The organism is Azospirillum sp. UENF 312511 (assembly GCF_058780635.1).
In genome coordinates this window covers 567,735-593,886 of sequence record NZ_JBSNCG010000001.1, presented here as the reverse complement: position 1 = coordinate 593,886, position 26,152 = coordinate 567,735, and the positions used below count along the sequence as shown (strand labels likewise).

Annotated in this window: 27 protein-coding genes; 16 read left to right on the top strand and 11 right to left on the bottom strand. The window is 69.6% G+C overall.

The features are described from left to right. The first annotated feature begins 204 nt into the window (after positions 1–204). Positions 205–465, top strand: a complete 261-nt coding sequence (locus ACWPN7_RS02655) for a hypothetical protein (RefSeq protein ID WP_040134470.1) — start codon at positions 205–207, stop codon at positions 463–465. A 7-nt stretch (positions 466–472) separates the two neighbouring features. On the opposite strand, the gene ACWPN7_RS02650 is transcribed toward ACWPN7_RS02655, so the two are convergent. Together ACWPN7_RS02650 and ACWPN7_RS02645 are read right to left on the bottom strand one after the other, a co-directional pair. Next, positions 473–913 (bottom strand): hypothetical protein, encoded by a 441-nt coding sequence (locus ACWPN7_RS02650; RefSeq protein ID WP_201043541.1) that lies wholly within the window; start codon positions 911–913, stop codon positions 473–475. Positions 914–946: 33 nt separating this feature from the next. Then, positions 947–2,395: a GH1 family beta-glucosidase gene (locus ACWPN7_RS02645; RefSeq protein ID WP_040134472.1), complete on the bottom strand. Its 1,449-nt coding sequence runs from the start codon at positions 2,393–2,395 to the stop codon at positions 947–949. A 143-nt stretch (positions 2,396–2,538) separates the two neighbouring features. On the opposite strand from ACWPN7_RS02645, the gene ACWPN7_RS02640 reads away from it, so the two are divergent. The 6 genes from ACWPN7_RS02640 to ACWPN7_RS02615 all read left to right on the top strand — a co-directional run bounded on the left by ACWPN7_RS02640 (position 2,539) and on the right by ACWPN7_RS02615 (position 6,853). Then, positions 2,539–2,733 carry a twin transmembrane helix small protein gene (locus ACWPN7_RS02640; protein WP_014197605.1) on the top strand — a complete coding sequence of 65 codons (195 nt, stop codon included), beginning with the start codon at positions 2,539–2,541 and terminating at the stop codon, positions 2,731–2,733. A 21-nt stretch (positions 2,734–2,754) separates the two neighbouring features. Continuing rightward, positions 2,755–3,324 carry a cob(I)yrinic acid a,c-diamide adenosyltransferase gene (locus ACWPN7_RS02635; RefSeq protein ID WP_459196617.1) on the top strand — a complete coding sequence of 190 codons (570 nt, stop codon included), beginning with the start codon at positions 2,755–2,757 and terminating at the stop codon, positions 3,322–3,324. A 145-nt stretch (positions 3,325–3,469) separates the two neighbouring features. Next, entirely contained in the window at positions 3,470–4,219 is a 750-nt protein-coding gene (locus ACWPN7_RS02630) for an electron transfer flavoprotein subunit beta/FixA family protein (RefSeq protein ID WP_103041830.1), read from the top strand. 35 nt (positions 4,220–4,254) lie between these two features. Next, entirely contained in the window at positions 4,255–5,193 is a 939-nt protein-coding gene (locus ACWPN7_RS02625; RefSeq protein WP_492273105.1) for an electron transfer flavoprotein subunit alpha/FixB family protein, read from the top strand. Between the two features lie 54 nt (positions 5,194–5,247). After that, positions 5,248–6,126, top strand: coding sequence for a 3-hydroxybutyryl-CoA dehydrogenase (locus ACWPN7_RS02620; protein WP_449227098.1), 879 nt, complete (start codon positions 5,248–5,250; stop codon positions 6,124–6,126). A gap of 130 nt (positions 6,127–6,256) precedes the next feature. After that, positions 6,257–6,853, top strand: coding sequence for a DUF4142 domain-containing protein (locus tag ACWPN7_RS02615; protein WP_103041293.1), 597 nt, complete (start codon positions 6,257–6,259; stop codon positions 6,851–6,853). A gap of 42 nt (positions 6,854–6,895) precedes the next feature. On the opposite strand, the gene ACWPN7_RS02610 is transcribed toward ACWPN7_RS02615, so the two are convergent. After that, entirely contained in the window at positions 6,896–7,543 is a 648-nt protein-coding gene (locus ACWPN7_RS02610; RefSeq protein WP_103041294.1) for a TlpA family protein disulfide reductase, read from the bottom strand. A 39-nt stretch (positions 7,544–7,582) separates the two neighbouring features. Between ACWPN7_RS02610 and argH the strand changes: the two genes are divergently transcribed. From argH to rodA, 7 genes are all read left to right on the top strand, one after another. Beyond that, complete coding sequence (argH, locus tag ACWPN7_RS02605; protein WP_459197843.1) at positions 7,583–9,001, top strand: argininosuccinate lyase; 1,419 nt, start codon at positions 7,583–7,585, stop codon at positions 8,999–9,001. Further along, on the top strand, positions 8,998–9,183 hold the full coding sequence (locus ACWPN7_RS02600; protein WP_459197842.1) for a hypothetical protein: 186 nt from the start codon (positions 8,998–9,000) through the stop codon (positions 9,181–9,183). The genes argH and ACWPN7_RS02600 overlap by 4 nt, the downstream gene beginning before the upstream one ends. Then, on the top strand, positions 9,180–10,445 hold the full coding sequence (lysA, locus tag ACWPN7_RS02595) for a diaminopimelate decarboxylase (protein WP_459197841.1): 1,266 nt from the start codon (positions 9,180–9,182) through the stop codon (positions 10,443–10,445). Before ACWPN7_RS02600 ends, lysA begins: the two co-directional genes overlap by 4 nt. An 84-nt stretch (positions 10,446–10,529) precedes the next feature. Continuing rightward, a complete protein-coding gene (locus ACWPN7_RS02590; protein WP_459197840.1) occupies positions 10,530–11,042 on the top strand; it encodes a hypothetical protein in 513 nt (170 codons plus the stop codon). A 90-nt stretch (positions 11,043–11,132) separates the two neighbouring features. Beyond that, positions 11,133–11,552 (top strand): bacteriohemerythrin, encoded by a 420-nt coding sequence (locus tag ACWPN7_RS02585; RefSeq protein WP_051658277.1) that lies wholly within the window; start codon positions 11,133–11,135, stop codon positions 11,550–11,552. A gap of 72 nt (positions 11,553–11,624) precedes the next feature. Next, complete coding sequence (locus ACWPN7_RS02580) at positions 11,625–14,228, top strand: TIGR02302 family protein (RefSeq protein WP_459197839.1); 2,604 nt, start codon at positions 11,625–11,627, stop codon at positions 14,226–14,228. Positions 14,229–14,533: 305 nt separating this feature from the next. Continuing rightward, positions 14,534–15,706 (top strand): rod shape-determining protein RodA, encoded by a 1,173-nt coding sequence (gene rodA / locus ACWPN7_RS02575; RefSeq protein WP_459197838.1) that lies wholly within the window; start codon positions 14,534–14,536, stop codon positions 15,704–15,706. Positions 15,707–15,728: 22 nt separating this feature from the next. On the opposite strand, the gene ACWPN7_RS02570 is transcribed toward rodA, so the two are convergent. The 5 genes from ACWPN7_RS02570 to ACWPN7_RS02550 all read right to left on the bottom strand — a co-directional run bounded on the left by ACWPN7_RS02570 (position 15,729) and on the right by ACWPN7_RS02550 (position 20,808). Next, the gene (locus ACWPN7_RS02570; RefSeq protein WP_040134484.1) at positions 15,729–17,033 is read right to left on the bottom strand and encodes a hemolysin family protein; all 1,305 of its coding nucleotides are present in this window, start codon (positions 17,031–17,033) and stop codon (positions 15,729–15,731) included. A 26-nt stretch (positions 17,034–17,059) separates the two neighbouring features. Then, on the bottom strand, positions 17,060–17,752 hold the full coding sequence (locus ACWPN7_RS02565) for an exopolysaccharide biosynthesis protein (protein WP_149650213.1): 693 nt from the start codon (positions 17,750–17,752) through the stop codon (positions 17,060–17,062). Positions 17,753–17,885: 133 nt separating this feature from the next. Beyond that, positions 17,886–19,094, bottom strand: a complete 1,209-nt coding sequence (locus ACWPN7_RS02560; RefSeq protein WP_051658278.1) for a sensor histidine kinase — start codon at positions 19,092–19,094, stop codon at positions 17,886–17,888. Positions 19,095–19,132: 38 nt separating this feature from the next. Continuing rightward, the gene (locus ACWPN7_RS02555) at positions 19,133–20,245 is read right to left on the bottom strand and encodes a cobalamin B12-binding domain-containing protein (RefSeq protein ID WP_459197837.1); all 1,113 of its coding nucleotides are present in this window, start codon (positions 20,243–20,245) and stop codon (positions 19,133–19,135) included. 128 nt (positions 20,246–20,373) lie between these two features. Next, positions 20,374–20,808, bottom strand: a complete 435-nt coding sequence (locus ACWPN7_RS02550; protein ID WP_459197836.1) for a response regulator — start codon at positions 20,806–20,808, stop codon at positions 20,374–20,376. Between the two features lie 295 nt (positions 20,809–21,103). Here ACWPN7_RS02550 and ACWPN7_RS02545 point away from each other — a divergent pair, with 295 nt between their 5' ends. Next, a complete protein-coding gene (locus ACWPN7_RS02545) occupies positions 21,104–21,715 on the top strand; it encodes a hydrolase (RefSeq protein WP_200776226.1) in 612 nt (203 codons plus the stop codon). A 214-nt stretch (positions 21,716–21,929) separates the two neighbouring features. Further along, positions 21,930–23,057 carry an adenosyl-hopene transferase HpnH gene (gene hpnH / locus ACWPN7_RS02540; protein WP_200776225.1) on the top strand — a complete coding sequence of 376 codons (1,128 nt, stop codon included), beginning with the start codon at positions 21,930–21,932 and terminating at the stop codon, positions 23,055–23,057. Here hpnH and ACWPN7_RS02535 read toward each other — a convergent pair. The 3 genes from ACWPN7_RS02535 to shc are packed head-to-tail and all read right to left on the bottom strand — an operon-like array spanning position 22,998 to position 26,065. After that, positions 22,998–23,702 (bottom strand): phosphorylase family protein, encoded by a 705-nt coding sequence (locus ACWPN7_RS02535; protein ID WP_200776224.1) that lies wholly within the window; start codon positions 23,700–23,702, stop codon positions 22,998–23,000. The two genes, hpnH and ACWPN7_RS02535, sit on opposite strands and share 60 nt — an antisense overlap. An 11-nt stretch (positions 23,703–23,713) precedes the next feature. Continuing rightward, positions 23,714–24,109: a DUF2141 domain-containing protein gene (locus ACWPN7_RS02530; RefSeq protein ID WP_247887752.1), complete on the bottom strand. Its 396-nt coding sequence runs from the start codon at positions 24,107–24,109 to the stop codon at positions 23,714–23,716. Between the two features lie 24 nt (positions 24,110–24,133). After that, positions 24,134–26,065: a squalene--hopene cyclase gene (shc, locus tag ACWPN7_RS02525; protein WP_200776223.1), complete on the bottom strand. Its 1,932-nt coding sequence runs from the start codon at positions 26,063–26,065 to the stop codon at positions 24,134–24,136. Between the last annotated feature and the right edge of the window lie 87 nt (positions 26,066–26,152).

Genomic DNA, 26,152 nt, shown 5'->3' with positions numbered 1-26,152 from the left:
CGGATGCCCGACCGTGTTACCAGATTGCGGCGGATTTCCGGGCGCGATTTTTGTGCGCCTGCGTTGCGGCCGCATCAGGTCCCCCTCCCCTTGGTGCCCCCGGAAGGAGCGGCGGATTCCCCATCCGTTAACCGATGCGCGCGCAAAAACGTGGTATAGATCCACACACGGTGCCTTCTGGGGCGCTTTGCGGGAGGCCATGGCATGGCGACTCTGAGACACGCGATCCTGGCCGGCGGCATCCTGATGCTGGCGGCCTGCGGCAGCACCCCGGCCTACCGGGAGTGGACCGCCACAGAGACCACGGCGACCGCCGCCTACGACGAGTGCACCGAGCAGGTGGACAACACCATGCGCCTGCGCGGCTATCCCTACCGCCCGTTGCCTGAGACGCCGCAGTTCCGCTACCGCAAGGAAATCTTCGCCCTGTGCATGCGCCGCAAGGGCTACACCGCCGAGGATTGAGCGCCCGTCATGGCCCCGGCAGGCCGTAGCGCAGATACAGCACCCCGCCGATCAGCAGCCCGGCCAGCACCACCGCGGCGTAGAATTTCAGGGGCAGCGGGACCGTCTCCCGCCGCTGCGGCCCCTTGGCCGCGGTCCTGGCCCTGGCGGCGGAGCGGGGCGCCGTCCTCGCCTGAACGCCTTGCCGGCCCGCCCCGGCCGTTCCTCCCTGGTTCGGGTCGTGCAGCTCGATGAGCTTCCAGTTGAACTCGATGCCGTCGCCGCCGGCTCCGGCGTTGTGGTCGAGTTGAATCAGGCGGAAATAGGCGCGCGGGTTCACCCGCACCATCAGGTTGAAGCGGGCGCGGGCGTGGTCGAGGTCCTCCCCGACCTCCAGCGTCTTCCAGCCCTTGCCGCGCGCCTTCTGAATGGCGAAGCGCGTCGGCTGGCCGGCGGCAACAGGCGCCATGATCGCAACCCCATCCCTTTACGCCGGGCCCTTTTACACCGAGGTCGGAACGCCCTTCTTGCGGATCACGTCGGCGTACCAGTGGTAGCTGGCCTTGGGACGGCGCTCCAGCGTCTGGCGATCCACTTCGATCAGGCCGAAGCGGCGCTGGTAGCCCTCGGCCCACTCGAAATTGTCGAGCAGACTCCACACGAACCAGCCCCGCAGGTCGACCCCCTCCTCCAGCGCCTGATGACCGGCCAGCATGTGGCGGCGCAGATAGCTGATGCGGTCGTTGTCCTGGACGAAGCCCTTCGGCCCCATCTGCTCGGGATAGGCGGCACCGTTCTCCATCACGTAGACCGGGGGGTTGCCGTACTCCTGCTTCAGCTCGATCAGGATCTCGGCGATGCCGTCGGGCTCCACCGGCCAGCCCATCCCGGTCGTCGGCGTGCCTTCCGGCGGGGAGCCGTAGCCGGTGCCGAACAGGCCCGCCGGGTCCGGCTGCTGGTGCATCCGGCTGTAGTAGTTGATGCCCAGGAAGTCGATGGGCTGGCGGATCGCCTCCAGGTCGCCGGCCTTGACCAGCGGGGCGAAGCCGTCGCGCAGAAGCTCCGGATACTCCCCACGCAGCAGCGGGTCGAGGCAGGCGCGGTTCCACACCGCGTCCCACATCAGCGAGGCCGCGTAATTGGCGTCCAGCCCGCCGACCGGCCAGACCGGCTGGAGCGACAGCACGGTGCCGAGCTGCCAGCCCTTGGCCCCGCCTGCGGCGCGCAGAGCCTTCAGCGCCATGCCCTGGGCGAGGTTCTGGTGGTGGATCGCCTTGAAGTAGTTGCCCTTGCCGGTCATTCCCGGCGCGTGCCCGCCCAGCCCGTGGCCGAAGATGGCGTGGACGGACGGCTCGTTCAGCATGGTCCAGTGCTTGGCGCGGTCACCGATCCGCGCGGCGACGAGTTGGGCGTAGTCGGTGAACCAGCCGGCGATGTCGCGGTTGGTCCAGCCGCCGCGGTCCTGAAGCGCCTGGGGCAGGTCCCAATGGTACAGGCAGGGCCAGGGCGCGATGCCCTTGGCCAGCAGCGCGTCGGTCAGCCGGTCGTAGAAGTCCAGCCCCTCGGCGTTGGCCGGGCCGGTGCCGGTCGGCTGGACGCGCGGCCAGGCGACGGAGAAACGATAGGCGTTCATCCCCGCCTTCGCCATCAGGTCCACATCCTCGGCGTAGCGGTTGTAATGGTCGCAGGCCACGTCGCCGGTGTCGCCGTTCGCCACCTTGCCGAAGGAATGGCTGAAGGTGTCCCACACGCTGGGGCCGCGCCCGCCGGCGGTGACCGCCCCCTCGATCTGGTAGGAGGAGGTCGAGGCGCCCCAAACGAACTTGTCGGGGAAGGCGGCCAGCACTTCCGACGGCTGGGCCACCGCGGCGCGGCGCGTCGTCAGAAAGGCCCCGGCCGAGGCCGCCAGACCGGTGGCCGCCGCCGCCTTCAGGAAACTCCGCCGCCGCATACCGAATTCCTCTCGCCGTCCGGGTCGTCCGCGACAATGTAAGAAGACCGGGCGTCAGCGCAACAGGCGCCTCGCATCGGAATGCCCATGTAACCGGTTTGGCCGGTGTGGGCGTAACCTGGACCGTGAGGTATGATGGCGCCATGAACGGACTCGTCATGTTTCTGCTGATCGTGGCGCTCGGCCTCGTCGTGGCGTCGCTGTTCTCCGGGCTGTTTTTCATGGCGCGCGGTGGACAGGGCGATTCGCGCAAATCGAACCGGGCGATGCGGATGCGCGTGGCGCTCCAGGGGGTGGCGCTGGTGCTGTTCCTGCTCGCCATCCTGACCCACGGCTGATTGAGGACACCCACAGGAATCATGGTCAAGCTGACCCGCATCTACACCCGCGGCGGGGACCGCGGCCAGACCTCGCTCGGCGACGGGCGCCGCGTGGCCAAGCATGACCCCCGCGTCACCGCCTACGGCACGGTGGACGAGGCGAACGCCGTCATCGGGCTGGTCCGCCTGCACACCGCGGACCAGCCGGAGACCGACGCCATGCTGGCGCGAATCCAGAACGACCTGTTCGACCTGGGCGCCGACCTCTGCACGCCGGAGGCGGAGGACCCGGCCTACCCGCCGTTGCGCATCCTGGAGTCGCAGGTGGACCGGCTGGAGGCCGAGATCGACGCGATGAACGCCGACCTCGCCCCGCTCAACTCCTTCATTCTCCCCGGCGGCTCACCGGCGGCGGCGCATCTGCATCTGGCCCGCACCGTGGTGCGCCGGGCCGAGCGGCTGATGACCGAGCTGGCGGAGGTGGAACCGGTCAGCCCGGCGGCGGTGAAATACGCCAACCGCCTGTCCGACCACCTGTTCGTGCTGAGCCGGAAACTGAACGCCAACGGAACGGCCGACGTGCTGTGGGTTCCGGGCGCAAACCGTTGATGCAATTCCGCCTCCTTCGCGCTTGCGGCGTAGGCGGCGTTGACAGCCAAAACGTCAACTCCTATGGTCGCAGCGCTGTCACAAGCTGCCCGATTCGGCGCCAGCGGCGAAGGTGCGCCTGCATAATTCAAGAAAAGGGTGGGATATGAAGGTCCTCGTCCCGGTCAAGCGGGTGGTCGATTACAACGTCAAGATCCGCGTCAAGGCGGACGGTTCCGGCGTTGAGACCGCCAACGTGAAGATGAGCATGAACCCCTTCGACGAGATCGCCGTCGAAGAGGCCGTCCGCCTCAAGGAAGCCGGCAAGGCGACCGAGGTCATCGTGGTCACCGTCGGCCCGACGGCCGCCCAGGAGACCCTGCGCACCGGTCTCGCCATGGGCGCCGACCGCGGCATCCTGGTGCAGACCGACGCCGAGACGCAGCCGCTGGCCGTCGCCAAGGTGCTCAAGGCGCTGGTCGACAAGGAGGGGCCGACCCTGGTCATCCTCGGCAAGCAGGCGATCGACGACGACTGCAACCAGACCGGCCAGATGCTCGCCGCCCTGCTGGGCTGGCCGCAGGGCACCTTCGCCTCCAAGGTCGCGCCGGGCGACGGCTCGGTCACCGTGACCCGCGAGATCGACGGCGGGCTGGAGACGGTGCAGCTGACGCTGCCGGCGGTGGTCACCGCCGACCTGCGCCTCAACGAGCCGCGCTACGCCTCGCTGCCCAACATCATGAAGGCCAAGAAGAAGCCCATCGAGACGCTGGCCCCCGACGCGCTGGGTGTCGACGTGGCGCCGCGCCTGACCACGCTCAAGGTCGCCGAGCCGGCCAAGCGCAAGGCCGGCGTCAAGGTCGCCGACGTCGCCGCCCTGGTCGACAAGCTGAAGAACGAAGCCCGCGCGATCTGAAGGGCCAGCGTGCTCTGAAGGGAAAGTGATCTGACATGTCCATTCTCGTCATCGCCGAACACGACAACGCCGCGCTGAAGGCGGCCACGCTGAACGCGGTCAGCGCCGCTGCCAAGATCGGCGGAGAGATCCACGTGCTGGTCGCCGGCCAGGGTGCCCAGGCCGTCGCCGAGGCCGCCGCCAAGGTGGCCGGCGTGGCCAAGGTGCTGCTGGCCGACGACGCGGCCTACGCCCACCCGCTGCCGGAGAACGTCGCACCGCTGGTCGTCGGCTTGGCCAAGGGCTACGGCCATGTGCTGGCCGCCGCCTCGTCGGAGGGCAAGAACCTGCTGCCGCGGGTCGCCGCGCTGCTCGACGTCGCGGCGATCTCCGACATCACCGGGGTGGTCTCCGCCGACACGTTCGAGCGGCCGATCTACGCCGGCAACGCCATCGCCACGGTGAAGTCCGCCGACCCGATCAAGGTCGTCACGGTGCGCACCACCGCCTTCGAGGCGGCCGCCGCCACGGGCGGCTCGGCGACGGTCGAGAGCATCGCCGGGACGGGCGACGCCGGTTCGGCCAAGTTCGTCGGCCAGGAGCTGACCAAGTCGGAGCGTCCGGAGCTGACCCAGGCCAAGATCGTGGTGTCGGGCGGGCGCGGCATGCAGTCGGGCGAGAACTTCAAGCTGCTGGAGGCGCTGGCCGACAAGCTCGGTGCGGCGGTCGGCGCCAGCCGGGCGGCGGTGGACGCCGGCTTCGTGCCGAACGACTACCAGGTCGGCCAGACCGGCAAGATCGTGGCGCCCGAGCTGTACATCGCCGTCGGCATCTCCGGTGCGATCCAGCACCTCGCCGGCATGAAGGACAGCAAGGTCATCGTCGCCATCAACAAGGACGAGGAGGCGCCGATCTTCCAGGTCGCCGACTACGGCCTCGTCGCCGACCTGTTCAAGGCGGTGCCGGAGCTGACGGCCGCGCTGGACAAGGCGTAACCGGCCAGTCCTCTTCGCAAGACCAGCGGCCCAAAGACAAGCGGGAAAGCTCATATGTCCACGATCAAGAAGATTGGCATCATCGGTGCCGGCCAGATGGGCAGCGGCATCGCCCACGTCTGCGCGCAGGCGGGGTACGAGGTCGTCATCTCCGACATCAGCCCGGAGATTCTGCAGAAGTCGGTGGCCGCCATCTCCAAGAACATGGACCGTCAGGTTCAGAAGGGGAAGCTGACGGAGGCCGACAAGACGGCGGCGATCGCCCGCATCTCCACCGGGTCCGACCTGTCCGTGTTCCATGACGCCGATCTCGTGGTCGAGGCCGCGACGGAGAACGAAGCGCTCAAGCGCGAGATCTTCAAGAAGCTGGTCCCCAACCTGAAGCCCGAGGCGCTGATCGCGACGAACACCTCGTCGATCTCGATCACCCGGCTCGCCGCCTCGACGGACCGCCCGTCCAAGTTCATGGGCATGCATTTCATGAACCCGGTGCCGGTGATGCAGCTCGTCGAGCTGATCCGCGGCATCGCGACCGACGAGGCGACCTTCAACGCGATCGCCGAGCTGACGGCGAACATCGGCAAGACCGCGGCGGTGGCCGAGGACTTCCCGGCCTTCATTGTCAACCGCATCCTGCTGCCGATGATCAACGAGGCGGTCTACACCCTCTACGAGGGGGTGGGCGGCGTCCAGGCCATCGACACGGCGCTGAAGCTGGGGGCCAACCACCCGATGGGCCCGCTGGAGCTGGCGGACTTCATCGGTCTGGACACCTGTCTGGCGGTCATGCAGGTCCTCTACGAGGGTCTGGCCGACAGCAAGTACCGCCCCTGCCCGCTGCTGGTGAAGTATGTCGAGGCCGGCTGGGTCGGCCGCAAGGTCGGCCGCGGCTTCTACGACTACTCCAAGAACCCGCCGGTCCCGACCCGCTGACGCGGCGGCTCCGAACGGACGTTTTGGCGAAGCCCGTTCCGGGAAACCGGGGCGGGCTTCGTTCTTTTGCGGAACCGCTGCGCTCGCGCTCTGTTCGTCCCGCAGGGGAACGGCGGAAAGGACGGGGGCGATGCGGCGCGGCTTCCTGACGGCGATGCTTGTGGTCGGCCCGCTGGCGGCCGGTCTCTCCGGCCCGGCCCTGGCACAGACACCGGGCTCCATCCCGGCGTCGCCCTCCACCCTGTCCCGGCAGGAGCGCAACTTCATTGCCGAGGCGCTGGCCGACGGCATGGCCGAGCAGGCGCTGGGCAAGCTGGCCCAGGACCGGGCCGAGACGGAGCCGGTCCGCCGCTTCGCCCGCCGCATGGCCGACGACCATGGGCTGAAGACCGACCGGCTGGCCGGCATGGCGCTGCGCCACGGCATTCCCATCCCGCGCGAATTGGGCCTGTCCGCTCGCGCCCACATGTCCAGCCTGCGCGACACGCCGGAGGAGGCCTTCGATCGCCGCTACATGGCCGCGGAGGAGGAGACCCATGCCCGCGCCATCAAGCTGTACGAGGCGCAGGCCGAACGCGGCGGCGAGACGGGCGATTTCGCCCGCGACGCCCTGCCCATGCTGCACAGCCATTTCGAGGAGGCGCGGGGCATCATGGCCGAGTTGGCGCGCGGTCCGGCCCCGCCGCAGACCCAGGCGCCTCCGGGAACGTCCGGATCGTCGGAGTGATAAAATCTCCTCGCCCCTCTGGGAGAAGGAGCTTGGGCGGCATCACCCGCCCGTCCGCACCACCCCGCCGCGGCTGTCGCGGTTGGGGCCGCCGCCGTGGCCCATGTGCTTGCGCAGGAAGGCGATGACCTCCGGCGAATCCCACTCCACCGCGCCCTCGATGCGGCCAAGCTCGCGGCCTTCCTGATCCACCAGCAGGGTCGTCGGCAGGCCGCGCAGCTTCAGCGTCTGCATGGAGGCGCTCGACGGGTCGAGGTAGAGGGCGAGGTTCTTCACGCCGGTCCGCTGGTAGAAGGGCTGCACCTGATCCTTGCCGCCGCGGTCCACCGACAGCGCCACCACCTGGAAGCCCGGCCCACCCAGCTGCGCCTGGAGGCGGTCGAGCGCCGGCATCTCCTTCACACAGGGCGCGCACCACGTCGCCCAGAGGTTCAGCAGGACCAGACGGTCCTTGAACTCCGACAGGTCGACCCGGCGCCCCTCGCCGTCCAGGAAGGGCAGCTCCGGCACCGGCGCCAGCGGCTCCATGTAACGGAACTTGTCGAGACCCACCGCCGTCACCCCGGGAGAGGGCTGGTCCAGCGTCAGCACGGCGGGAGGCGGCGGGGCCGACGGCCCGGCCAGCGCCATCCACAGCCCGGCACCGCCCAGCGTCACACAAAAGATTGCGGTGGCCGCCAAAGTCCGCATACTCACGCTTCCCGTCCTCCCATCCGTATTGTGTCCGCCATGAGCGCCGAACAGCCCAAGCCGAACTCACAAGACCGCGCCGCCAGCCAGATGTGGGGCGGCCGCTTCGCCCGCGGCCCCGCCGCCATCATGGAGAGGATCAACGCCTCCATCGGCTTCGACAAGCGGCTGGCCGACCAGGACATCGCCGGGTCGAAGGCCCACGCCGCCATGCTGGCGCGCCAGGGCATCATAACCCAGGCCGACGCCGATGCCATCCGCGATGGGCTGGACCGGGTCAAGGAAGAGATCGACTCCGGAGCCTTCACCTTCAAGGTGGAGCTGGAGGACATCCACATGAACGTGGAGGCCCGGCTGGCCGAGCTGATCGGCGAGCCGGCCAAGCGCCTGCACACCGGGCGGTCGCGCAACGATCAGGTGGCGACCGACTTCAAGCTGTGGGTGCGCGACGCGCTCGACCGCGCCGACCAGGGGCTGAAGGCGCTCCAGGCCGCCCTCATCGATCTGGCGGAGAAGCACACCGACACCGTAATGCCGGGCTTCACCCACCTCCAGGCCGCCCAGCCGGTCAGCTTCGGCCACCATCTGCTGGCCTATGTGGAGATGTTCGGGCGCGACCGCGGCCGACTGCGCGACGCCCGCGCCCGGCTGAACGAGTGCCCGCTCGGCTCCGCCGCGCTGGCCGGCACGCCCTACCCCATCGACCGCTTCATGACGGCGAAGGCGCTGGGCTTCGACCGGCCGACGGCGAACTCGCTGGACGCCGTGTCCGACCGCGACTTCGCGCTGGAGTATCTGGCCGCCGCCAGCATCTGCGGCATGCACCTCTCCCGCTTCGCGGAGGAGATTGTGCTGTGGTGCTCGGCCCAGTTCCGCTTCATCAAGCTGACGGACGCCTTCACCACCGGCTCATCGATCATGCCGCAGAAGAAGAACCCGGACGCGGCGGAGCTGGTGCGCGCCAAGGCCGGCCGGGTGATCGGCAGCCTGAACAGCCTGCTGGTCGCCATGAAGGGCCTGCCGCTGGCCTATTCCAAGGACATGCAGGAGGACAAGGAGCCGGTCTTCGAGGCCGACGACACGCTGGCCCTGTGCATCGCCGCCATGGAAGGCATGGTGCGCGACATGCAGCCGAACGTGCCGGCGCTGCGCGAGGCGACCGACCGCGGCTTCCTCAACGCCACCGACCTCGCCGACTGGCTGGTGCGGGAGCTGAACATCCCCTTCCGCGAGGCGCACCACATCACCGGGCGCGCCGTGAAGGCGGCGGAAGACAAGCGCGTCGGCCTGACCGCCCTGACGCTGGAGGAGTTGCAGGCCATCGAGCCGCGCATCACCGAATCCGTCTTCCCGGCGCTGAGCATCGAGGCGTCGCTGGACAGCCGGCGCAGCTTCGGCGGCGCCTCCCCCGTCCGCGTGCGCGAGGCCGTCGCGGCGGCGCGGGAGCGCTTCCTGTGAGACGCCCGCTGCTGATCCTGGCGACCGCCGCCGTCGCGCTGGCGCTGGCCGGCTGCGGCAAGAAGCCGAGCTTCGTCGATCCCCCGCAGGGCAAGGAAGCCGACCGCTTCCCCAGCACCTACCCGAACCCGAAGACCGACCCCAAGCCCGGTCAGCCGTCCTCCGGAGCCCGCTTCCCATGAGCGCCTTCGCCTACCGCAACGGCGTGATGCACGCCGAGTCCGTGCCGCTGTCCACCATCGCGGCGGAGGTCGGCACGCCCTTCTACTGCTATTCCACGGCGGCGCTGGAGGCGCATTACAGCGCCTATGCCGGGGCCTTCGCGGGCCAGGACGCCGACGTCTGCTACGCGGTGAAGGCCAACTCCAACCTCGCCGTCATCCGCGCCTTCGCCCGCCTCGGCGCCGGCGCCGACGTGGTGTCGGGCGGCGAGATGCAGCGGGCGTTGGCCGGCGGCATCCCGGCGGGCAAGATCATCTTCTCCGGCGTCGGCAAGACGCGCGAGGAGATGCGCGCCGCGCTGGAGGCCGGAATCCACCAGATCAACGTGGAATCCATCCCGGAGGTGGAGGCCCTGTCGGAGGTCGCGGTCAGCCTGGGCGTCACCGCGCCCATCGCCTTCCGCGTAAATCCGGACGTGGACGCCAAGACCCACGCCAAGATCGCGACGGGCAAGAAGGAGAACAAGTTCGGCGTCGACTACGACCACGCGCGGGAGGTCTACGCCCAGGCCGCCAAGCTGCCGGGGATCAAGCCGGTGGCCATCGCCGTGCACATCGGGTCGCAGCTGACCGACCTTGCCCCCTTCCGCGCCGCCTACGAGCGGGTGGCGGCGCTGCTCCATGTCCTGCGCGAGGACGGGCACGACATCACCCGCCTCGACCTCGGCGGCGGGCTGGGCATCGTCTACAAGCACGAGGCGCCGCCGGACATCGCCGACTACGCCGCCATGGTGAAGTCGATCACCGGCAACCTCGGCTGCCGCATCTCGCTGGAGCCGGGCCGCTCGCTGGTCGGCAACGCCGGCATCCTGGTGTCACGGGTGATCTACCTGAAGCAGGGGCTGCACCGCCGCTTCGTCATCCTCGACGCGGCGATGAACGACCTGATCCGTCCCACCCTCTACGAGGCCTACCACGGCATCGTCCCGGTGACCGAGCCCGCCAAGGGCGCCGCCACCGAGCCCTACGACGTCGTCGGTCCGGTCTGCGAGAGCGGCGACACCTTCGCGCTCCAGCGCGCGCTGCCGGCCATGGCGCCGGACGAGCTGGTGGCGATCCTGTCGGCGGGGGCCTATGGCGCGGTCATGTCCTCCACCTACAACACCCGCCCGCTGATCCCGGAGGTGCTGGTGAACGGCGACCGGTTCTCCGTCATCCGGCCGCGCGTGTCGGTGGAGGAGCTGCTGGCGCTGGACCGCGTGCCGGATTGGCTTAAGGCCTGATCCGGCCTTTCAATCCGGCCCTTCACGCACACCGGCCGAAGACCGTCAGGAAGGGGGCATCCAACCCAAGGGGAGCCCCTTTCCATGACATCCATCCGCCTGAACGGCGCCTTCCGCAACGCCGTCGCCGACATCACCCTGGCCGTCGCCCAGGACCCCAACCTCGTCGCGCTGGTCATGCGCTGGAACGAGGACGACACTCTCCTTTGGACGCTCAACTCCCTGCCCAACGGCCAGAACACCGTCCCCGGCGGCGGCGCGGCGCACGCCGAGGAGGCGCTGATCGTCAACTGGGCCGGCTATGTCGCGCAGAACAACGGGCTGGAACCCGACACCGTCGAAATCCTGCTGACCAAGAGTCCCTGCATGGACCGCTCCCCGGCCCGGCAGATGGCCGGCGGCGCCTGGGCGCCGGGCTGTTCGTCCAAGCTGCGCCAGCTCGTCCTGGCGAAGCCCGCCAACGATTGGCGCATCTGCTTCCTCGCCTACTACCAGGAGGACATCCGCATCGACGCGCAGGCCTATGGCGCCATCGCGGAATTCACGGGAATCGCCAAAGCCGACGTCTATCTGTGGGCCGACCGGCACAGAGGTTGAACCGGGAGCGCCCGCAGCGCGCAATAACCGCTGCACAGAATCACCCGTAAGGCGTATGATTCCCCGTTCGAGAAACGGGCGGGGAAGATCATGGAGTGGGACGCGGCCTATGCCATCGGCCAGAGCGCAGTGGACGGAGACCACCAGCGCCTGTTTCAGCTGTTCAACCAGTTCAGCGCGGCCATCGCCGCCGGCGAGACCCGGGAATCCGCGAACCGCTTCCTGCGTGAGCTGGCCGATTACTCGGCCTATCATTTCCGCCGCGAGGAAGGGCTGATGCACGCCATCGGGTACCCCGACTACGCGAAGCACAAGAAGATGCACGACACCTTCGCCGACTTCGTCCGCCGGCAATCCGACTCCGAAGAACGCGATTTGGAGGAGGTCCAGTTCCTCCAGAGCTATGTCGAGATGTGGCTCTGCGGCCATATTCTGGTCATGGACAAGTGGTTTGGTGAATGGCTCGATGGCCGGGCCGGGAAATCCGGCGCGGCAGAGCCTATATCCTGACGGGTCCCCGGCTGCCGCCTCTCCCCCAGGCCGGGACCAGGACTGCGGCAACCGGCTGGACGGGAGTGCGGGATGAGCGACAGCAACGACGGGTTCCGGTTCCCCCTGCGCAAGGAGGCGCCCCCCGCCCCTGTTCCGCGGGAACCCCGCCTCCGCATGGGGCAGGCCCGCGCCGCCCTGCTCTGGGAACGTCTGTGGCCGGCGCTTTGGGCGCCCATCACCATCGCCGGGGCCTTCCTCGCTTTGGCCCTGCTGAACGTCTTCCTGCTTCTGCCGGGCTGGCTGCACGCGCTGGTCCTGCTGCTGTTCGTCGCCGCCATCGGCTGGACGGCGTGGCGCGGGCTGCGCGCCTTCCGCCTGCCGGACGAGGACGCCGCCCGCCGCCGGCTGGAGCGCGACAGCGGCCTGCCCCACCGTCCCCTCCACGCGCTGCGCGACAGGCCCTCCGGCAACGACCCCGTCGCCGCGGAGCTGTGGCGCCTGCACCAGGAGCGGGTGCGCGCCGCCATGCGGCGGCTGCGCGTCGCCATGCCGCTGTCGGACGGCCTCGCCGCCCAGGACCGCTACGCCCTGCGCGCTCTGGTCGCCCTCGTGCTGGTCGCCGCGGGCGGCGCGACCTGGGGCGACTGGAAGCCGCGTCTGGCCGCCGCCATCACCCCGCATTTCGGCGGAACGGCGACGGCGTCCGTCGCGACGCTCGACCTCTGGGTGACGCCGCCGGAATACACCGGCCTGCCACCGGTCTTCCTGAAGTCGGCCAACCCCGCCCACACGCCGAGCCTTGCCGACCCCGTGCCGGTTCCCAAGGGCAGCCTCGTGCTGGCCCGCGTCACCGGCGGCGGCGGCACGCCATCGTTGGAGGCCGGCAGCAAGTCCGCGTCCTTCGAGGCGGTGGACTCGTCCACCTTCCAGATCCAGCAGCCCATCGAGGACGGCAACCGCATCGCCGTGACCCAGGGGTCCACCCTGCTGGGCGGCTGGAATGTGCGGATCATCCCGGACAACCCGCCGACCATCGCCTACGCCAGCCCCCCGGCCAAGGGGGAGCGCGGCGCGCTGCGGCTGGACTACACCGCGCAGGACGATTACGGGCTGGCCGAGGCCAAGGCCGTCGTCCGGCTGGACCTGCCGGAGGGCGAAGCCCCGGCGCTCGACCGCAGCCCGCTGGAGCTGCCGCTGGCCCTGCCCGGCGTCCGCCCGCGCGAGGCGCGCAACGCCGCCTTCCACGACCTGACCGCCCATCCCTGGGCCGGGCTGAACGTCACCATCCGCCTGACCGCCCTCGACGGCGCCGGCCAGACCGGCAGCACGGAGGACGTGGCGATGGTCCTGCCGGAGCGCGTCTTCAACCACCCGGTCGCCCGCGCCATCGTGGAGGAGCGCAAGAAGCTGACCCTGCGGCCGCAGCAGCTCCGCATCGAAGTGGCCCGCGCCCTGGCCGAGATTTCCTCCCGGCCCAGCCAGTTCGGCGGCGATCTGGTGGCCTTCCTGGCGATGCGCACCGCGGTGAACCGCCTGCTGCTCGACGAGGAGGGGGCCTCCGTCCCCGCCGTCCAGCAACTGCTGTGGGAGACCGCGCTGCGCATCGAGGACGGCGGCCTGTCGCTGGCCGAGCGCGACCTGCGCGACGCCGAGCAACGCCTTGCCGAGGCGCTGGAGCGCGGTGCCGACGACCAGGAGCTGAAGAAGCTGATGGACGAGCTTCAGGCGGCGCTCGACAAGTTCCTCGACGCCATGGAGCAGCAGATGCGCGAGGCGCTGGAGCGCGGCGAGCAAATCCCCATGGTGCCGCCGGAAATGGCCGACCAGATGATGGACCGCCAGGACCTTCAGCGCATGATGGAGCAGATGCGGCAGATGGCCGAGACCGGCGCCCGCGACGCGGCGCGGCAGATGCTGTCCCAGCTCCAGCAGATGATGGAGCAGATGCGCAACGGCGCCATGGCCCAGATGCAGCAGCAGGGCCAGAACGAGGCGGCGCAAATGATGCGCGAGCTTCAGGAGCTGACGCAGCGGCAGCAGCAGCTGCTCGACCAGACCTTCCGCCAGTCGCAGGAGCAGATGGGTCAGCAGGACGGGCAGCAGGGCCAGCAGCAGGGGCCGCGTAACCGCCAGGGCCGTCCGCAGCAGGGGCAGCAAGGCCAGCAGGGCCAGTCCGGCAGCCCGCTGATGCAGCAGCAGGCCGAACAGCAGGAAGCGCTGCGCCGCCAGCTCGGCGAGCTGATGCGCCGCATGGGCGAGCAGCAGGGCGGAGAGATCCCCCGCCCGCTGGGCCGCGCCGAGCGGGCCATGCGCGACGCCGGCCAAGCGCTCCAGCAGGGACAGCCCGGCTCCGCCGTTCCGTCGCAGACCCAGGCGATGGACGAGCTTCAGCAGGGCATGCAGGCGATGGCCGAGCAGATGATGCAGCAGATGATGGGCCAGCAGGGTCCGGCGATGAGCGGGCAGCAGCCCGGACAGGCGCAGCAGCGCCAGGGCCAGGGCCGCAACCGCGACCCGCTGGGCCGCCGTCCCTCGGGCTTCGGCAACTACAACAACGAGGACGTGAAGATCCCCGAGGAGGCCGAACTCCAGCGCGCCCGCGAAATCCTCGACGAGCTGCGCCGCCGCTCCGGCCAGTACGGCCGCCCGCAGATGGAGCGCGAGTACATCGACCGCCTGCTGAAGCAGTTCTGAGGGTGTGCCCCCTCCCCGGCCCTCCCCCTCTTCGAGGGAGAGGGTGCCTTAAGCGAAGCGGCGTCCGTCCCCTCCACCTCGGAGAGGGGGAGGGTTAGGGAGGGGGCAGAGTCGAAGCCCAAGCGTCATTGCCCGAATGTCGAGGACAAAGGCGTCCCGCATGGTAAGCAGACCCCGTGCCTTTTGCGGGGCCGGGGGACCGGGCGGCTTTACCGGAGGGCGACGCTGGTGCAGTATCCGCCGCGCAAGGCGTCGCCGCTTGCCCTTCCGGCACGGACGCCCCCGGACACAACGAACGTTTCCTCATGGTCGCGGTCCTTTCGAACCACGGGTCGGGCGGGCTGGCCCCGCAGCGCCCGGAACTGACGCTCGGCAGCAAGTTCCGCATGATCAACTGGGGGCTGGTGCTCCTGGTCTGCGTCATCACGTCGGTCGGGGTGGCCCTGCTCTACTCGGCCGCCGGCGGCAACTGGAAGCCCTGGGCGCAGCCGCAACTCGTGCGCGCCGTCCCCGGCCTCGTCCTGATGCTGATGATCGCGCTGGTCGACGTGCGGCATCTGATGAAGTCGGCCTACGCCATCTTCCTGATCGTACTCTGCCTGCTGGTCGCGGTGGAGTTGATGGGCCGCATCGGCATGGGCGCCCAGCGCTGGATCGACCTGGGTTTCTTCCAGCTCCAGCCGTCGGAGCTGATGAAGCCGGCCCTGACCCTGGCGCTGGCCCGTTACTTCCACGGCATCTCGCTGGACCAGATCGGCCGCCCGCTGCTGCTGATCCCGCCCTTGCTGCTGGTCTTCGTCCCGGTGGCGCTGGTGCTGATGCAGCCGAACCTGGGCACCTCGCTGCTGCTGATCATGGGCAGCGGGGCCGTCTTCTTCGCGGCGGGCGTGAGGATCTGGAAGTTCCTGCTGGTCATCGGCGGCGGGCTGGCGGCGATCCCCGTCGCCTGGGAATTCCTGCACGATTACCAGAAGCAGCGCGTCTACACCTTCCTCGACCCGGAGACCGATCCGCTCGGCGCCGGCTACAACATCCTCCAGTCGAAGATCGCCCTGGGGTCCGGTGGGCTGTTCGGCAAGGGCTTCATGTCCGGCTCGCAGAGCCAGCTGATGTTCCTGCCGGAGAAGCACACCGACTTCATCTTCGTGGTGCTGGCGGAGGAGTTCGGGATGGTCGGCGCGCTGATCCTGCTGGCGCTCTACCTGATGCTGTTCATCTACGGCGTGGTCATCGCGCTGAGCTGCCGCAGCCAGTTCGCCCGGCTGGTGGCGGTCGGCATGACCGCGCAGTTCTTCCTCTACGTGATGGTCAACGTGTCGATGGTGACCGGCCTGATCCCGGTGGTGGGCATCCCGCTGCCGCTGGTGTCCTACGGCGGGTCGGCGATGATGACGCTGATGATCGGCGTGGGGCTTCTGCTCAGCATGTCGGTCCACCGCGAGGTCCGCATCCCCAAGAGCGGCGTCACCGAGTTGTGACGCTGCCCTTCGGAGCGCTCTGTCAGCCCTCCGAGATTTCGCCGTTCTCCTGGATCAGCACCTTGTCGATGCGACGACCGTCCATATCGACGACCTCGAAGCGCAAGCCGTTCCAGTGGAAATTCTCCGCGGCGGTGGGCACATGGCCCAGCCGGTCGAGCATGAAGCCGGCGATGGTGTGGTAATCGCCCTCGCCCTTCAGCCCCCTCACGCCGACCAGCGACTCCACCTCCTCCACCGGAGTCATGCCATCCACCAGCCAGGAGCCGTCCTCGCGCTGGACCGCGAAGCCGTCGCCTTCCTGCCCTTGTTCGGGCATCTCGCCGGCGATGGCCTCCATGATGTCGGTCACGGTGGCGATACCCTCGACGCTGCCGTACTCGTCCACCACCACGGCCATGTGGATGCTGGCCTGCTTGAACAGCTCCAGCAGCCGCAGGACGGGGGTGCCGTCATGGACGATCAGCGGCTCCACCATGGCCTCGCGCAGGTCGAAGCGGCGGCCCTGGAGCGCCTGGTTGAGCAGCGCCTTGCTGGACACGATGCCCTGCACCTCGTCCACGTCGCCGCGGCAGACCAGGAAGCGGGAATAGCCGCTGGCCTGGATTTCCTTGGCGATGGCGTCGGGCGGGTCGTCGAGGTCGATCCACACGAGGTCCGGGCGCGGCGTCATGATCGACCGCGCGGTGCGGTCGGACAGGCGGAACACGCCCTCGATCATCTGCCGCTCGGCGGGTTCGAAGACGCCGCTCTGGGTGCCCTCCTTGATGAGGCTCTTGACCTCCTCCTCGGTGACGGTCTGCTCGCGCGCGGTGGGCAGGCGCAGCAGCTTCATCACGCCCTCGGTCGAAACGCCCAGCAGCCAGACCAGCGGCATGGCGATGCGCGACAGCACGCTCATCGGACCGGCCACGCCGGCGGCGATGCGCTCCGCGTTGACCAGCGCCATGCGCTTGGGCACCAGTTCGCCGATGATCAGCGACAGGTAGGTGATCGCGGCGACGACCAGCGCGAAGCCGACCTGCTGCCCATAGGGGGCGATCCAGGAGACGTTGGCGTCCAGGACGGTGCCAAGCCGGTCGGCCAGGGTCGCGCCGCCATAGGCGCCGGCGATGATGCCGATCAGCGTGATGCCGACCTGCACGGTGGAGAGGAAGTTGCCGGGGTCCTCCGACAGTTTCAGCGCGGCGCGGGCGCCCTTGCTGCGCGTTTCCTCGGCCATCTGCTGAAGCCGCGCGCGTCGCGACGACACCAGCGCCATTTCCGACATCGCGAAAAAGGCGTTCAGCAGGATCAGCAAAATGATGACCAGAACTTCCCAGATCATGGCGGCGAGCCCGTGGGCGCTCCCTTTTATGAAAACAGTTTGTGGAAAATCAGCATGCCGGCCTGCCCGAAACCGAACAGGACGGCGGCGACGATGACGATGGCGATCAGCCCGGCAATCAGGCCGGCGATGACGAAGGCCCCATCCTTCTCGATCAGCCCCAGCGCGATCAGCGCGATGGCGAAGGCCGGCGGCTGGTTGCCGAAAACGATGGGAAGGGCCAGGATTCCGGCCAGGATCATCACGGCCACGCCGAGCAGGCGCTCCGCCGTCGGGGCGGTCATCGCCGGAAGGCGCGGGCGGAGATGCCGCTCCAGCCGGTCGACGTGGGGCTTCGCCTTCGCGATCACGCGCAGGAAGGCGTCGCGGTCGAGCGTGAGGGCGGCCAGCCGTCGCGGCAGCCAGGGGCGGTCGCGCCCGGCGGCGATCTGGGCGCCGATCAGCAGCATCGGCAGGCCGGTCGCCGTGGACAGGCCCGGCACCGGCAGGATGTTCGGAATGGACAGGATCAGAAGCAGGGCGCCGAAGGCGCGGTCGCCCAGAATGCCCACGAGGTCGCCCAGCGCGATCCGCGCGCCATGGTCGTGGTTCAGGAAATCGTCCAGCACCGCCGAAGCGGGGTTCACCGGCGGGAAACCGGTGGTCGCGGCATCGCCGCGGTCGACGCCCTCCGGAGGCCGAAGGTCCGGGGACGTGTCGGGAGGTCGGCCGTCGCTCACGGCGCTCCCCACGGAGGCCGCCCGAAACGGCGGAAGGGTAAACCCATGGACCTTTCGCGTCGCAACATCGTAAGGGCTCCTTTTACAGCATCGCCGGTCGGCGCGCCAGCCCGTCTGTGGAATGCCCCGCCTCTCAAGGGGATGATGCCACCAACGGCAGGTCCACCGTGAAGGTCGAGCCGCGCCCCGGCGCCGAATCGGCGGTGATGCGCCCGCCATGCCCCTCGACGATGGAGCGGCAAATGTACAGGCCGAGGCCGACCGTCCCTTCCCCCTCGGTGCCCAGCCGGCCGGTGCGGGCGAAGGGCTGGAAAAGCTGCGCCAGCTCGGCCGGAGGAATGCCACGCCCGTCGTCGGACACGCGCAAGCGCGCCCGGCCGCCCCCTTCGCCGCCCACCTCCCCCGCGGCCTCGCTGAGGGCGACGCGAACCCGCCCGCCCCGGTCGGAGTATTTGACGGCGTTCGACAGGAGGTTGTTGAGAAGCTGATCCAGCTTGGCCGGATCGACGTCGGCCATGGGCAACGGGCGTTCGGGCACGGACAGCTCAATGGTGATGCATTTGCCCTCGGCCAACACGCGATTCATCGAGACGTTCCGCCGGACCAGCGCCGCCAGATCGGACGGTCGCCGCGCCAGCCGCAGCCGCCCCGCCTGGAGCGCCGCCAGGGACAGCGCGTCCTCCACCATGTGGCGCATCGACAGGCTGGATTCCCGGATACGCTCCAGGCAGGCGCGCTCCGTCGCCTCCAGCCGCCCGTCCAGCCGCTGCTCCAACAGCTCCGCGAAGCCGACGACGACCTGGAGCGGCGTGCGCAGATCGTGGGCCAGCATGCCCATCAGCCGGTTCTTCTGCTCGTTGCTGGCGGCCAGTTCGGCGTTGGCCTTGGCGAGCGCCCGCTGGACGTTGGCGAGTTCGTTGTTGAGGAGGGTCATCTCGTCGAACAGCGCGTCCGCGCCGGGAAGCTCCGGCGTCGCAACCGCCGACCCGAGGGGGGCGAGCCGCCGGGCCAGCCGCGGATTGAGCGCGTCCAGCGCTTCCGTCAGCGCCGGGAACCCGCCGGGCGCCCGCGTCACGGCCAGCACCATGCCCTCCGCGTCGCTCAGTCCGCTGACATGGAGCACCCCGGCAGGGTCGAGCCGGCTGGGCACGGGATGATCGAGCGCCCGGCCCGACTTCCGCAGGCCGCTGAACAGGTCCAGCGCCCCCGCCACCGCGTCCGGGCCGAACAGGGCCGGAAAGGGCGTGCCGGGCTTTCCGGTCAATCCTGGCAGTCCGGCCCCCACCCGGTGCAAGGCGCGCAGCCGCCCGTCGTGGTCGCAGGTCAGGACCAAGCCGTCCATGTCCCCTCCTTCACGCCACGCTCATCAAGCGATACTCATCAGGCAACACCGGCGGCGCGGTCGGGGACGGCCGGACCGATCAGCCGCTCCGCGATGGCGACGGCCTCCTGCGCGCCGGGGGCGAAGGCGTCGGCGCCGACCGTCCTCCACAAATCCGGGACGAGGTTGAAGGGGTAGCCGCCGACCAGCACCTGCGGCGGCCGCTCCCACGGTTCGGCGCGCACCGCGGCGACGAGGGCGGCAACCCGTCCGACATGGGCGGTGATGGTGGCCGATACCGCCAGAATCTGGGCGTTCCGCTCCCGCAGCGCGTGGACGATGCTGCTCGCGGGCGTGTTGGCGCCGAGATAGTGGCTGTCCCAGCCGGCCATCTCGAAGAAGTCGGCGACCATGCGGATGCCGATCTCGTGCTGCTCCCCGCCGACGCAGGTGGCGACCATGGACAGGCCGCGCCGCTCGGCGGCGAAGATCGCCGGGTAGAGCTGGCCCATGATCGCCTGGGTGGCGGCGGTGGCGAAATGCTCGTGCGCCACGGTGATCGCCCGCGTCTGCCACAGCCGCCCGATCTCGCGCAGGGCCGGTTGGAACACATGCAGGTAAAGGTCGGGCACCGTCGCCCCGGCGGCCGTGGCCTCCGTCACCAGCGCCGCCGCCCGGCGCCGGTCCCCGGCCAGCAGCGCATCCACATAGGAGCGCGCGAGCGCGCCGAGCGGCGCGTCCGGCCGGACGAAGGGCGGCGCCTCCCGCGGCAGACCGGGCAGCGCCGACAGCCCCTCCTCCACGCAGGCATGCGCGCGCGCCGCCGTGGCGGGATCGACCCGGACGGCCACCACGTCGCGGAGGATTTCCAGGCTTTCGCCCAGCTCCTCGTCCGGAATGCCGATTCCGGCGAAGAGGATCTTGACCCAGGCCACATACTCGCGGAACAGCGCCGGGCTGTCGCTCGCCACCGCCTCCGCCAGATACAGAAGGTGAAAGCCGACATCCTCGACGCAACGTTCCCGACCGGCCTCGCCGTAACGGGCGTAGAGCGCCGGCCAGCGCTTGAACTGGATGGCGACGACGGCGCGCGCCAACTCCTCGCGGCGGTCCACGATGGGATTCGAGGCGATCCGCAGCGGACCTGGAATGGGCCGGACGGTCCCCGGCATGGCACGGCGTCTCCGGTCAAAGGGGTGGTCGGAAAGAAGGTGCCCCCTCGCATCCGTTCCCGCAACGCCTGACTGCACCAAATGGGTCAGTTTCCGACCGATCACTCCTTATGATTGCGAAAGCCCTGTCACCGGCCTTTCTGAAGGACGAAGCTCAGACGCTTCACGAGGTCGGTCTTCGACACCGGCTTCACCAGATAGCCGGAGATGCCGTAGGCGATGGCCCGCTTGACGGTGTCCGCCTCGCGGTGGCCGGTCAGGACGATCACCGGAAGGTCGGCCAGGGGATTGCCCGTGGCCGTCCGCAGGGCGTGCAGCAGGTCCAGCCCGCTCATCCGCGGCATCTCCAGATCGCAGATGGCGAGGTCGACCTTTTCGGGATGGTCACGCAGGATGGCCAGCGCCGACACGCCGTCGGACGCCTCCCACACTTGGCGGACCTTCAGATCCTGCAGCAGGCGGCTCACCAGCCGGCGGGTGAAGTCGTCGTCTTCGATCAGCAGGACGCGCAGATCGTTGATGCTGCGGTTCAGCACCCCATCCTTCGCAGGCTCGTTCAGCATCGGCGCGGCCATCCCTATCCGTGTCGTTGCACTGGAGAAACGCAGGCATACGTTACATCGCCCGGAACGACCGGAGAAGCCTGTAAATGATGCAAAATTTGTAACTTATGCAACCCATGGCGAGGGTGAGCGCGGCGCCGTCACGGTCGATGGCGGCCTTGCGCCGGGGGCCGTTGTCCGCCCCGTCCGCGATCTGCTAAACCCGCGCAGCCCGATCGAGCGATCGGGTCGACGGCCGGGGCCAGCTCTTGAGCATGGCCCCGCACCCCGCCCGCGGTTTGGAACGGTCCCCACCATGCAACTCGATCTTCTCAAGAGACCGGACGGGCGCACCGCCATCCTGATGCCGTCCGGCTTCGTTCTCGACCTGCTGACGCCGGACGCCACAGGCATGCCGATCGAGGACATCGCCCAGTGCCTGTCGTCCCAGCCGCGTTGGGGCGGGGCGGCCCGGCCCTGGTACTCAGTCGCCGAGCATTCGGTGATGGTCTCGCGTCTGGTGCCGCCGCCCCTGGCCTACTCGGCCCTGATGCACGACTGCGAGGAGTTTCTCGGCGACTGGCCGTCGCCGGTGAAGGTGATGCTGGACCGCGACTACGTCAAACAGCGGCTTCATCCGGTCAAGGACGCGCTGCGCCGCTGGTTCGGCTTCGACGACGAGGTGCCGGCCATCAAGCAGGCCGACCTCGTCTGCATGGCGACGGAACTGCGCGACCTGTTGCCGCCCGCCTGGCTGGATTGGGGGCATCTGCCGCCCGCCCACCCGGACAGGATCGTCCCGGTCGGCCCCGATCGGGCCTACGCACTCTTTCTGAGCCGATACGAGGAGTTGAAGCACCTCGCCCAGCCGCAAACCAAACCTAAGAAGGCCAAAGTCGCGCGGAGCGGGCGCAAGCCGCAGCCCTGAACACCACGCCAAGACCGCACCGAAAGGGCGCACGTACACCCTGTACGTCCCGCAAATCCTCTCTGCCCGCCGGACCGCGGCAAGTATCATACAGTAATCTACCTGCCGTGCGTCCCCGGACGCTCCAAACTGGAGCGCGATGCAATTTCAGGGATGAGTCCATGACGGCGATCCACCAGACGGCGATCCACCACGGTCCGGGAGAGGCGTAACCATGGCCGTTCCTGCGATCCAGGCGGCGCTGGTCGGCGCCTATGTGCTGCGCCAGCGCCTCAAGGGCAACCGGCGCTTCCCGCTGGTGCTGATGATGGAGCCGCTGTTCCGCTGCAACCTCGCCTGCGCGGGTTGCGGCAAGATCGACTATCCCGACCCGATTCTGCGCCGTCGCCTGTCCGTGGAGGACGCCCTGGGCGCGGTGGACGAATGCGGCGCCCCGGTGGTCTCCATCGCCGGAGGGGAGCCGCTGCTGCACCCCGAAATCCACACCATCGCCGCCGGCATCGTGGCGCGGCGCAAGTTCGTCTATCTCTGCACCAACGCCCTGCTTATGGAAAAGCGGCTCGACCGCTTCACCCCCAGCCCTTTCTTCACCTGGTCGGTCCATCTGGACGGCGGGCGGGAGGAGCATGACAAGGCGGTCTGCCAGCCGGGCGTCTACGACCGCGCCGTCGCAGCGATCCGCGCCGCCAAGGCGCGCGGCTTTCGCGTCAACATCAATTGCACTTTGTTCGACGGGGCGGAACCGGAGAAGGTTGCCGCCTTCTTCGACGAGGCCATGGCCGCCGGCATCGACGCCGTCACCGTGTCGCCCGGCTACGCCTACGAGCGCGCGCCGGACCAGGAGCATTTCCTGAACCGCCGCAAGACCAAGGAACTGTTCCGCGAGGTCTTCGCGCGGGGGCGGGGCCGGAAGTGGCGCTTCTCGCAATCGTCCCTCTTCCTGGATTTCCTGGCCGGCAACCGCACCTACCGCTGCTCGCCCTGGGGCAACCCGACGCGCAACGTCTTCGGCTGGCAGCGCCCCTGCTACCTGCTGGGCGAGGGCTACGCCCCGACCTTCAAGGCGCTGATGGAGGAGACGGACTGGGACGCCTACGGCACCGGCAATTACGAGAAGTGCGCCGACTGCATGGTCCACAGCGGCTATGAGCCGACCGCGGTGGAGGACACGCTGCGCAATCCCCTTTCGGCGCTGGCGGTCAGCCTGCGCGGGCCGCGCACGGACGGGCCGATGGCACCGGAGATCCCGCTGGACCGCCAGCGCCCGGCGGAGGAGGTCTTTTCACGCCACGTCGCGGACACGCTGCGCCGGATCGAGGCCGAGCGGACCGCCGCCGAGTAAATCCACCGGAATGGCTCGGGCGGCCCCGCGCAGCGACGCCAGGGCTTTGCCGAGGTCCCAGGCCAGCCGGCCCAGCGCGACGAGTTCGCGGGGGTCGGCGGCCAGCCGCGCCAGCACGGCGCCGGGGGCCATGCGCCCCTCCCCGTCCAGCCCAGCCAACGCCGCCGCGGGCAGCGCCCGCCACGCCGGGTCGGCAACCGCGCGCAGCACGGCGAAGGGCCGCCCCCAGGCTTGGCAGGCCCGCGCGACGGCAAGGCTTTCAAGATCGACCGCCGCGGCGCCGGTCAGAGCGCGCAGCCGGGCCTTGTCCCCGACCGTCGCCGCGGGCATCCGCGCCCCCACCACCATGCCGGAATGGGCCTGCGGCAAGGCGTTGCGCAGGCGATTCCGCCAAGACTGGCAGGTTTCATGGACGGCACCGTCCTCATCGACGACGGCGCTCGCCAGGACCAGCGAACCGGGCCGCAGGTCGGGCGCCAAGCCGCCGGCGATGCCGAAGCTGACAATCCCGCCGGTGCCCCCCTCCAGCAAGCGATGCGCCGCCGCCATGGCGGCGGCGTGCCCCGTGGCGCAGGCGGCGGGCAGCCCGCCGCGCCGGGCGATCCGGGCCTCCAACGCCATGCCGGTGAGGATCGCGGCAGCCATCACGCGCCTCCCTATGGCGATAACCAGTAACGCAGCGTCAACGCCGTCTCCACGCCATCCTCCCCCACCGTCACGGCGGCGTCGCGGAAGCTCGGCGGGGCCAGGAGCACCGAGGCGTCGTTGCCGAAACCGAAGCCCTCCCGCGGCACGCCGAGGAGGTTGCGGTCCAGTTGCCCGTTGCCGTTCTCGTCGTGGTAGGCGCGCAGGGCGTAGGTCCCCGGAGGCACGTCGGGCACGGTGACGCGCACCGAACCCTCGGCCGCCGGGGCGGTGACCCGGAAGGCGCAGCGCCCAGCCGGGTAGGCCGCTTCCTCGCAAACGGCGAGGACGATCAGCCCGTCGCCGTTGCGCACGCCCTGGACGGTCACGGTCAGCGCCGCGGCCAAGACCGCCGCCGCTGCCCTCACATCCGCCCCATCATGCCCGCCCCATCATGCCCTCAGGGCCCGGTAGCGGGCCAGCGCCCACAGCGGAAAGCTCGCCGCGTAGCCGTGGTACTTCAGATAGAAGACGCGCGGGAAGCCCACGGCGGTGAAGGGTTCCTCGCTCCACAGCCCTTCGGCGTCGCGGGCCGACAGCAGATACTCGACGCCGCGGTCGACCGCCGGGTGGTTGCCCTTGCCGGCGGCCATCAGCCCGAGCAGCGCCCAGGCGGTCTGCGAGGCGGTGGAGACCGGCCCCTCGCCGCGCGGGTTGCCGGCCCAATAGCTGGCGCCGTCCTCGCCCCAGCCGCCGTCCGCGCGCTGGTGCGCCAGCAGCCACTGGGCGGCGCGCTGCACGGCCACCGCGGAGTGCGGCACCCCGGCGGCGTTCAGGGCCTCCAGCGCCGACCAGGTGCCGTAGACGTAGTTGGTGCCCCAGCGCCCGAACCAGGCGCCGTCGCTCTCCTGCTCGCGCTCCAGGAAGGTCAGGCCGCGGCGGGTCGGCACGGTGTCGCGCCCCTCGCCCAGCCGGGCCAGCATCATGACGCAGCGCGCCGTCACGTCGGAGGTCGGCGGGTCGAGCAAGGCGCCGTGGTCGGCGAAGGGGATGTGGTTGAGGAAGTCGTGCTGGTTCTCGGCGTCGAAGGCGCCCCAGCCGCCGTTGCGGCTCTGCATGCCGACGATCCAGTCCCGCGCGCGGCGGATCGGCTCGCCGTAGCGGTCGGCGTCCAGCCGTTGCAAGGCCATCACCACCATGGCGGTGTCGTCGGTGTCCGGGTAATGGGCGTTGTTGTACTGGAAGGCCCAGCCGCCCGAGGCCAGCCCCGGCCGCTGCCACGCCCAATCCCCCTCGACGTCCAGGATTTGCCGGTCGATCAGCCAGTCCGCCCCGCGCCGGGCCGCGGCGCGGGCCCGCGGGCTGCCGGTCTCCAGCAGGGCGTTGCAGATGATTGCGGTGTCCCAGACCGGCGACAGGCAGGGCTGGCAATAGACCCGCCCCGGCTGCCGCACCACCAGCCCGCGCAGCGCGCGGCGTGCCATCGCCGCGTCGGGATGGTCGGGCGGCATGCCCAGGCAATGGAACATCAGCACCGCGTTGACCATTGCCGGGAAGATGGCGCCCAGCCCGTCCTCGCCGTTCAGCCGCTCCGTCACGAAGCGCACGGCGCGGTCGATGGCCGTCTGGCGCCCGTTGGCCGGAAGGCGGGGCTCCACCGCGTGCAACGCCGCGTCGAGCGCGCGGAACAGCGTGGCCCAGCCGCCACGGCTGTTGTTGCTGTGCCAGTTGCGCACCCGCTCGGGCGGCTCGATGAACAGCTCGGCAATGTCGATGCCGCGCGGGTTGCGGGCGCGCAGCCGGTGCGCCATGACGACCAGCAGCGGCACCACCACCGTCCGTGACCAGTAGGAGATGCGCGAAATGTGGAAGGGCGACCAGGGCGGCAGGTTCATGATTTCCACCGGCATGGCCGGCACGGCCCGCCAGGGTATCTGTCCGAACTGGGCCAGCAGGATGCGGGTGAAGACGTTACAGCGCGCGGCCCCGCCCCGCGCCAGGATCGCCTCGCGGGCGCGGCGCATGTGCGGCGCGTCGAGGCTGTCCCCCGCGGCCTTCAGCGCGAAGTAGGCCTTCACGCTGCAGCTGATGTCCATGGCACCGCCGAAGAACAGCGGCCAGCCACCATCCTTCCCCTGCCGCCCCCGTATGAAGGCCGCCAACCCGGCCTCCAGTTCAGAGTCGATCTCGTCCAGGATGTGGTGCAGCAGCAGATACTCGGACGGAATAGCGACGTCGGCCTCCAGTTCGAACACCCAATGTCCGTCGTCCTGCTGGTGCCGGATCAGGGCGTCCGTGGCGTCCGCCACAGCATCGCCCACGGCCTTGCCCGAAGGCTCGGCTTGGCGAACCCGCAAGGTTGTGCTTGCGTTGTGGTCTTGCATCGGCGCTCCCGCTCTGCCCCCCATTTCCCCACCGCGGAGGTATCAGAGTATTGTGGTGCCGTACTTCGCCCATTGGTTGGAAGTAAC

Excerpts from the sequence above, each read along its gene's own strand:
- ACWPN7_RS02590 (WP_459197840.1), top strand. The coding sequence starts at position 10,530 with ATGACATCCATCCGCCTGAACGGCGCCTTCCGCAACGCCGTCGCCGAC.
- ACWPN7_RS02560 (WP_051658278.1), bottom strand. The coding sequence starts at position 19,094 with ATGGACGGCTTGGTCCTGACCTGCGACCACGACGGGCGGCTGCGCGCC.
- shc (WP_200776223.1), bottom strand. The coding sequence starts at position 26,065 with ATGCAAGACCACAACGCAAGCACAACCTTGCGGGTTCGCCAAGCCGAG.
- ACWPN7_RS02635 (WP_459196617.1), top strand. The coding sequence starts at position 2,755 with ATGGTCAAGCTGACCCGCATCTACACCCGCGGCGGGGACCGCGGCCAG.
- ACWPN7_RS02650 (WP_201043541.1), bottom strand. The coding sequence starts at position 913 with ATGGCGCCTGTTGCCGCCGGCCAGCCGACGCGCTTCGCCATTCAGAAG.
- ACWPN7_RS02645 (WP_040134472.1), bottom strand. The coding sequence starts at position 2,395 with ATGCGGCGGCGGAGTTTCCTGAAGGCGGCGGCGGCCACCGGTCTGGCG.
- ACWPN7_RS02625 (WP_492273105.1), top strand. The coding sequence starts at position 4,255 with ATGTCCATTCTCGTCATCGCCGAACACGACAACGCCGCGCTGAAGGCG.
- ACWPN7_RS02615 (WP_103041293.1), top strand. The coding sequence starts at position 6,257 with ATGCGGCGCGGCTTCCTGACGGCGATGCTTGTGGTCGGCCCGCTGGCG.
- rodA (WP_459197838.1), top strand. The coding sequence starts at position 14,534 with ATGGTCGCGGTCCTTTCGAACCACGGGTCGGGCGGGCTGGCCCCGCAG.
- ACWPN7_RS02550 (WP_459197836.1), bottom strand. The coding sequence starts at position 20,808 with ATGCTGAACGAGCCTGCGAAGGATGGGGTGCTGAACCGCAGCATCAAC.
- ACWPN7_RS02535 (WP_200776224.1), bottom strand. The coding sequence starts at position 23,702 with ATGGCTGCCGCGATCCTCACCGGCATGGCGTTGGAGGCCCGGATCGCC.
- argH (WP_459197843.1), top strand. The coding sequence starts at position 7,583 with ATGAGCGCCGAACAGCCCAAGCCGAACTCACAAGACCGCGCCGCCAGC.
- lysA (WP_459197841.1), top strand. The coding sequence starts at position 9,180 with ATGAGCGCCTTCGCCTACCGCAACGGCGTGATGCACGCCGAGTCCGTG.
- ACWPN7_RS02570 (WP_040134484.1), bottom strand. The coding sequence starts at position 17,033 with ATGATCTGGGAAGTTCTGGTCATCATTTTGCTGATCCTGCTGAACGCC.
- ACWPN7_RS02555 (WP_459197837.1), bottom strand. The coding sequence starts at position 20,245 with ATGCCGGGGACCGTCCGGCCCATTCCAGGTCCGCTGCGGATCGCCTCG.
- ACWPN7_RS02580 (WP_459197839.1), top strand. The coding sequence starts at position 11,625 with ATGAGCGACAGCAACGACGGGTTCCGGTTCCCCCTGCGCAAGGAGGCG.
- ACWPN7_RS02655 (WP_040134470.1), top strand. The coding sequence starts at position 205 with ATGGCGACTCTGAGACACGCGATCCTGGCCGGCGGCATCCTGATGCTG.
- ACWPN7_RS02620 (WP_449227098.1), top strand. The coding sequence starts at position 5,248 with ATGTCCACGATCAAGAAGATTGGCATCATCGGTGCCGGCCAGATGGGC.
- ACWPN7_RS02610 (WP_103041294.1), bottom strand. The coding sequence starts at position 7,543 with ATGCGGACTTTGGCGGCCACCGCAATCTTTTGTGTGACGCTGGGCGGT.
- ACWPN7_RS02630 (WP_103041830.1), top strand. The coding sequence starts at position 3,470 with ATGAAGGTCCTCGTCCCGGTCAAGCGGGTGGTCGATTACAACGTCAAG.
- ACWPN7_RS02545 (WP_200776226.1), top strand. The coding sequence starts at position 21,104 with ATGCAACTCGATCTTCTCAAGAGACCGGACGGGCGCACCGCCATCCTG.
- hpnH (WP_200776225.1), top strand. The coding sequence starts at position 21,930 with ATGGCCGTTCCTGCGATCCAGGCGGCGCTGGTCGGCGCCTATGTGCTG.
- ACWPN7_RS02640 (WP_014197605.1), top strand. The coding sequence starts at position 2,539 with ATGAACGGACTCGTCATGTTTCTGCTGATCGTGGCGCTCGGCCTCGTC.
- ACWPN7_RS02585 (WP_051658277.1), top strand. The coding sequence starts at position 11,133 with ATGGAGTGGGACGCGGCCTATGCCATCGGCCAGAGCGCAGTGGACGGA.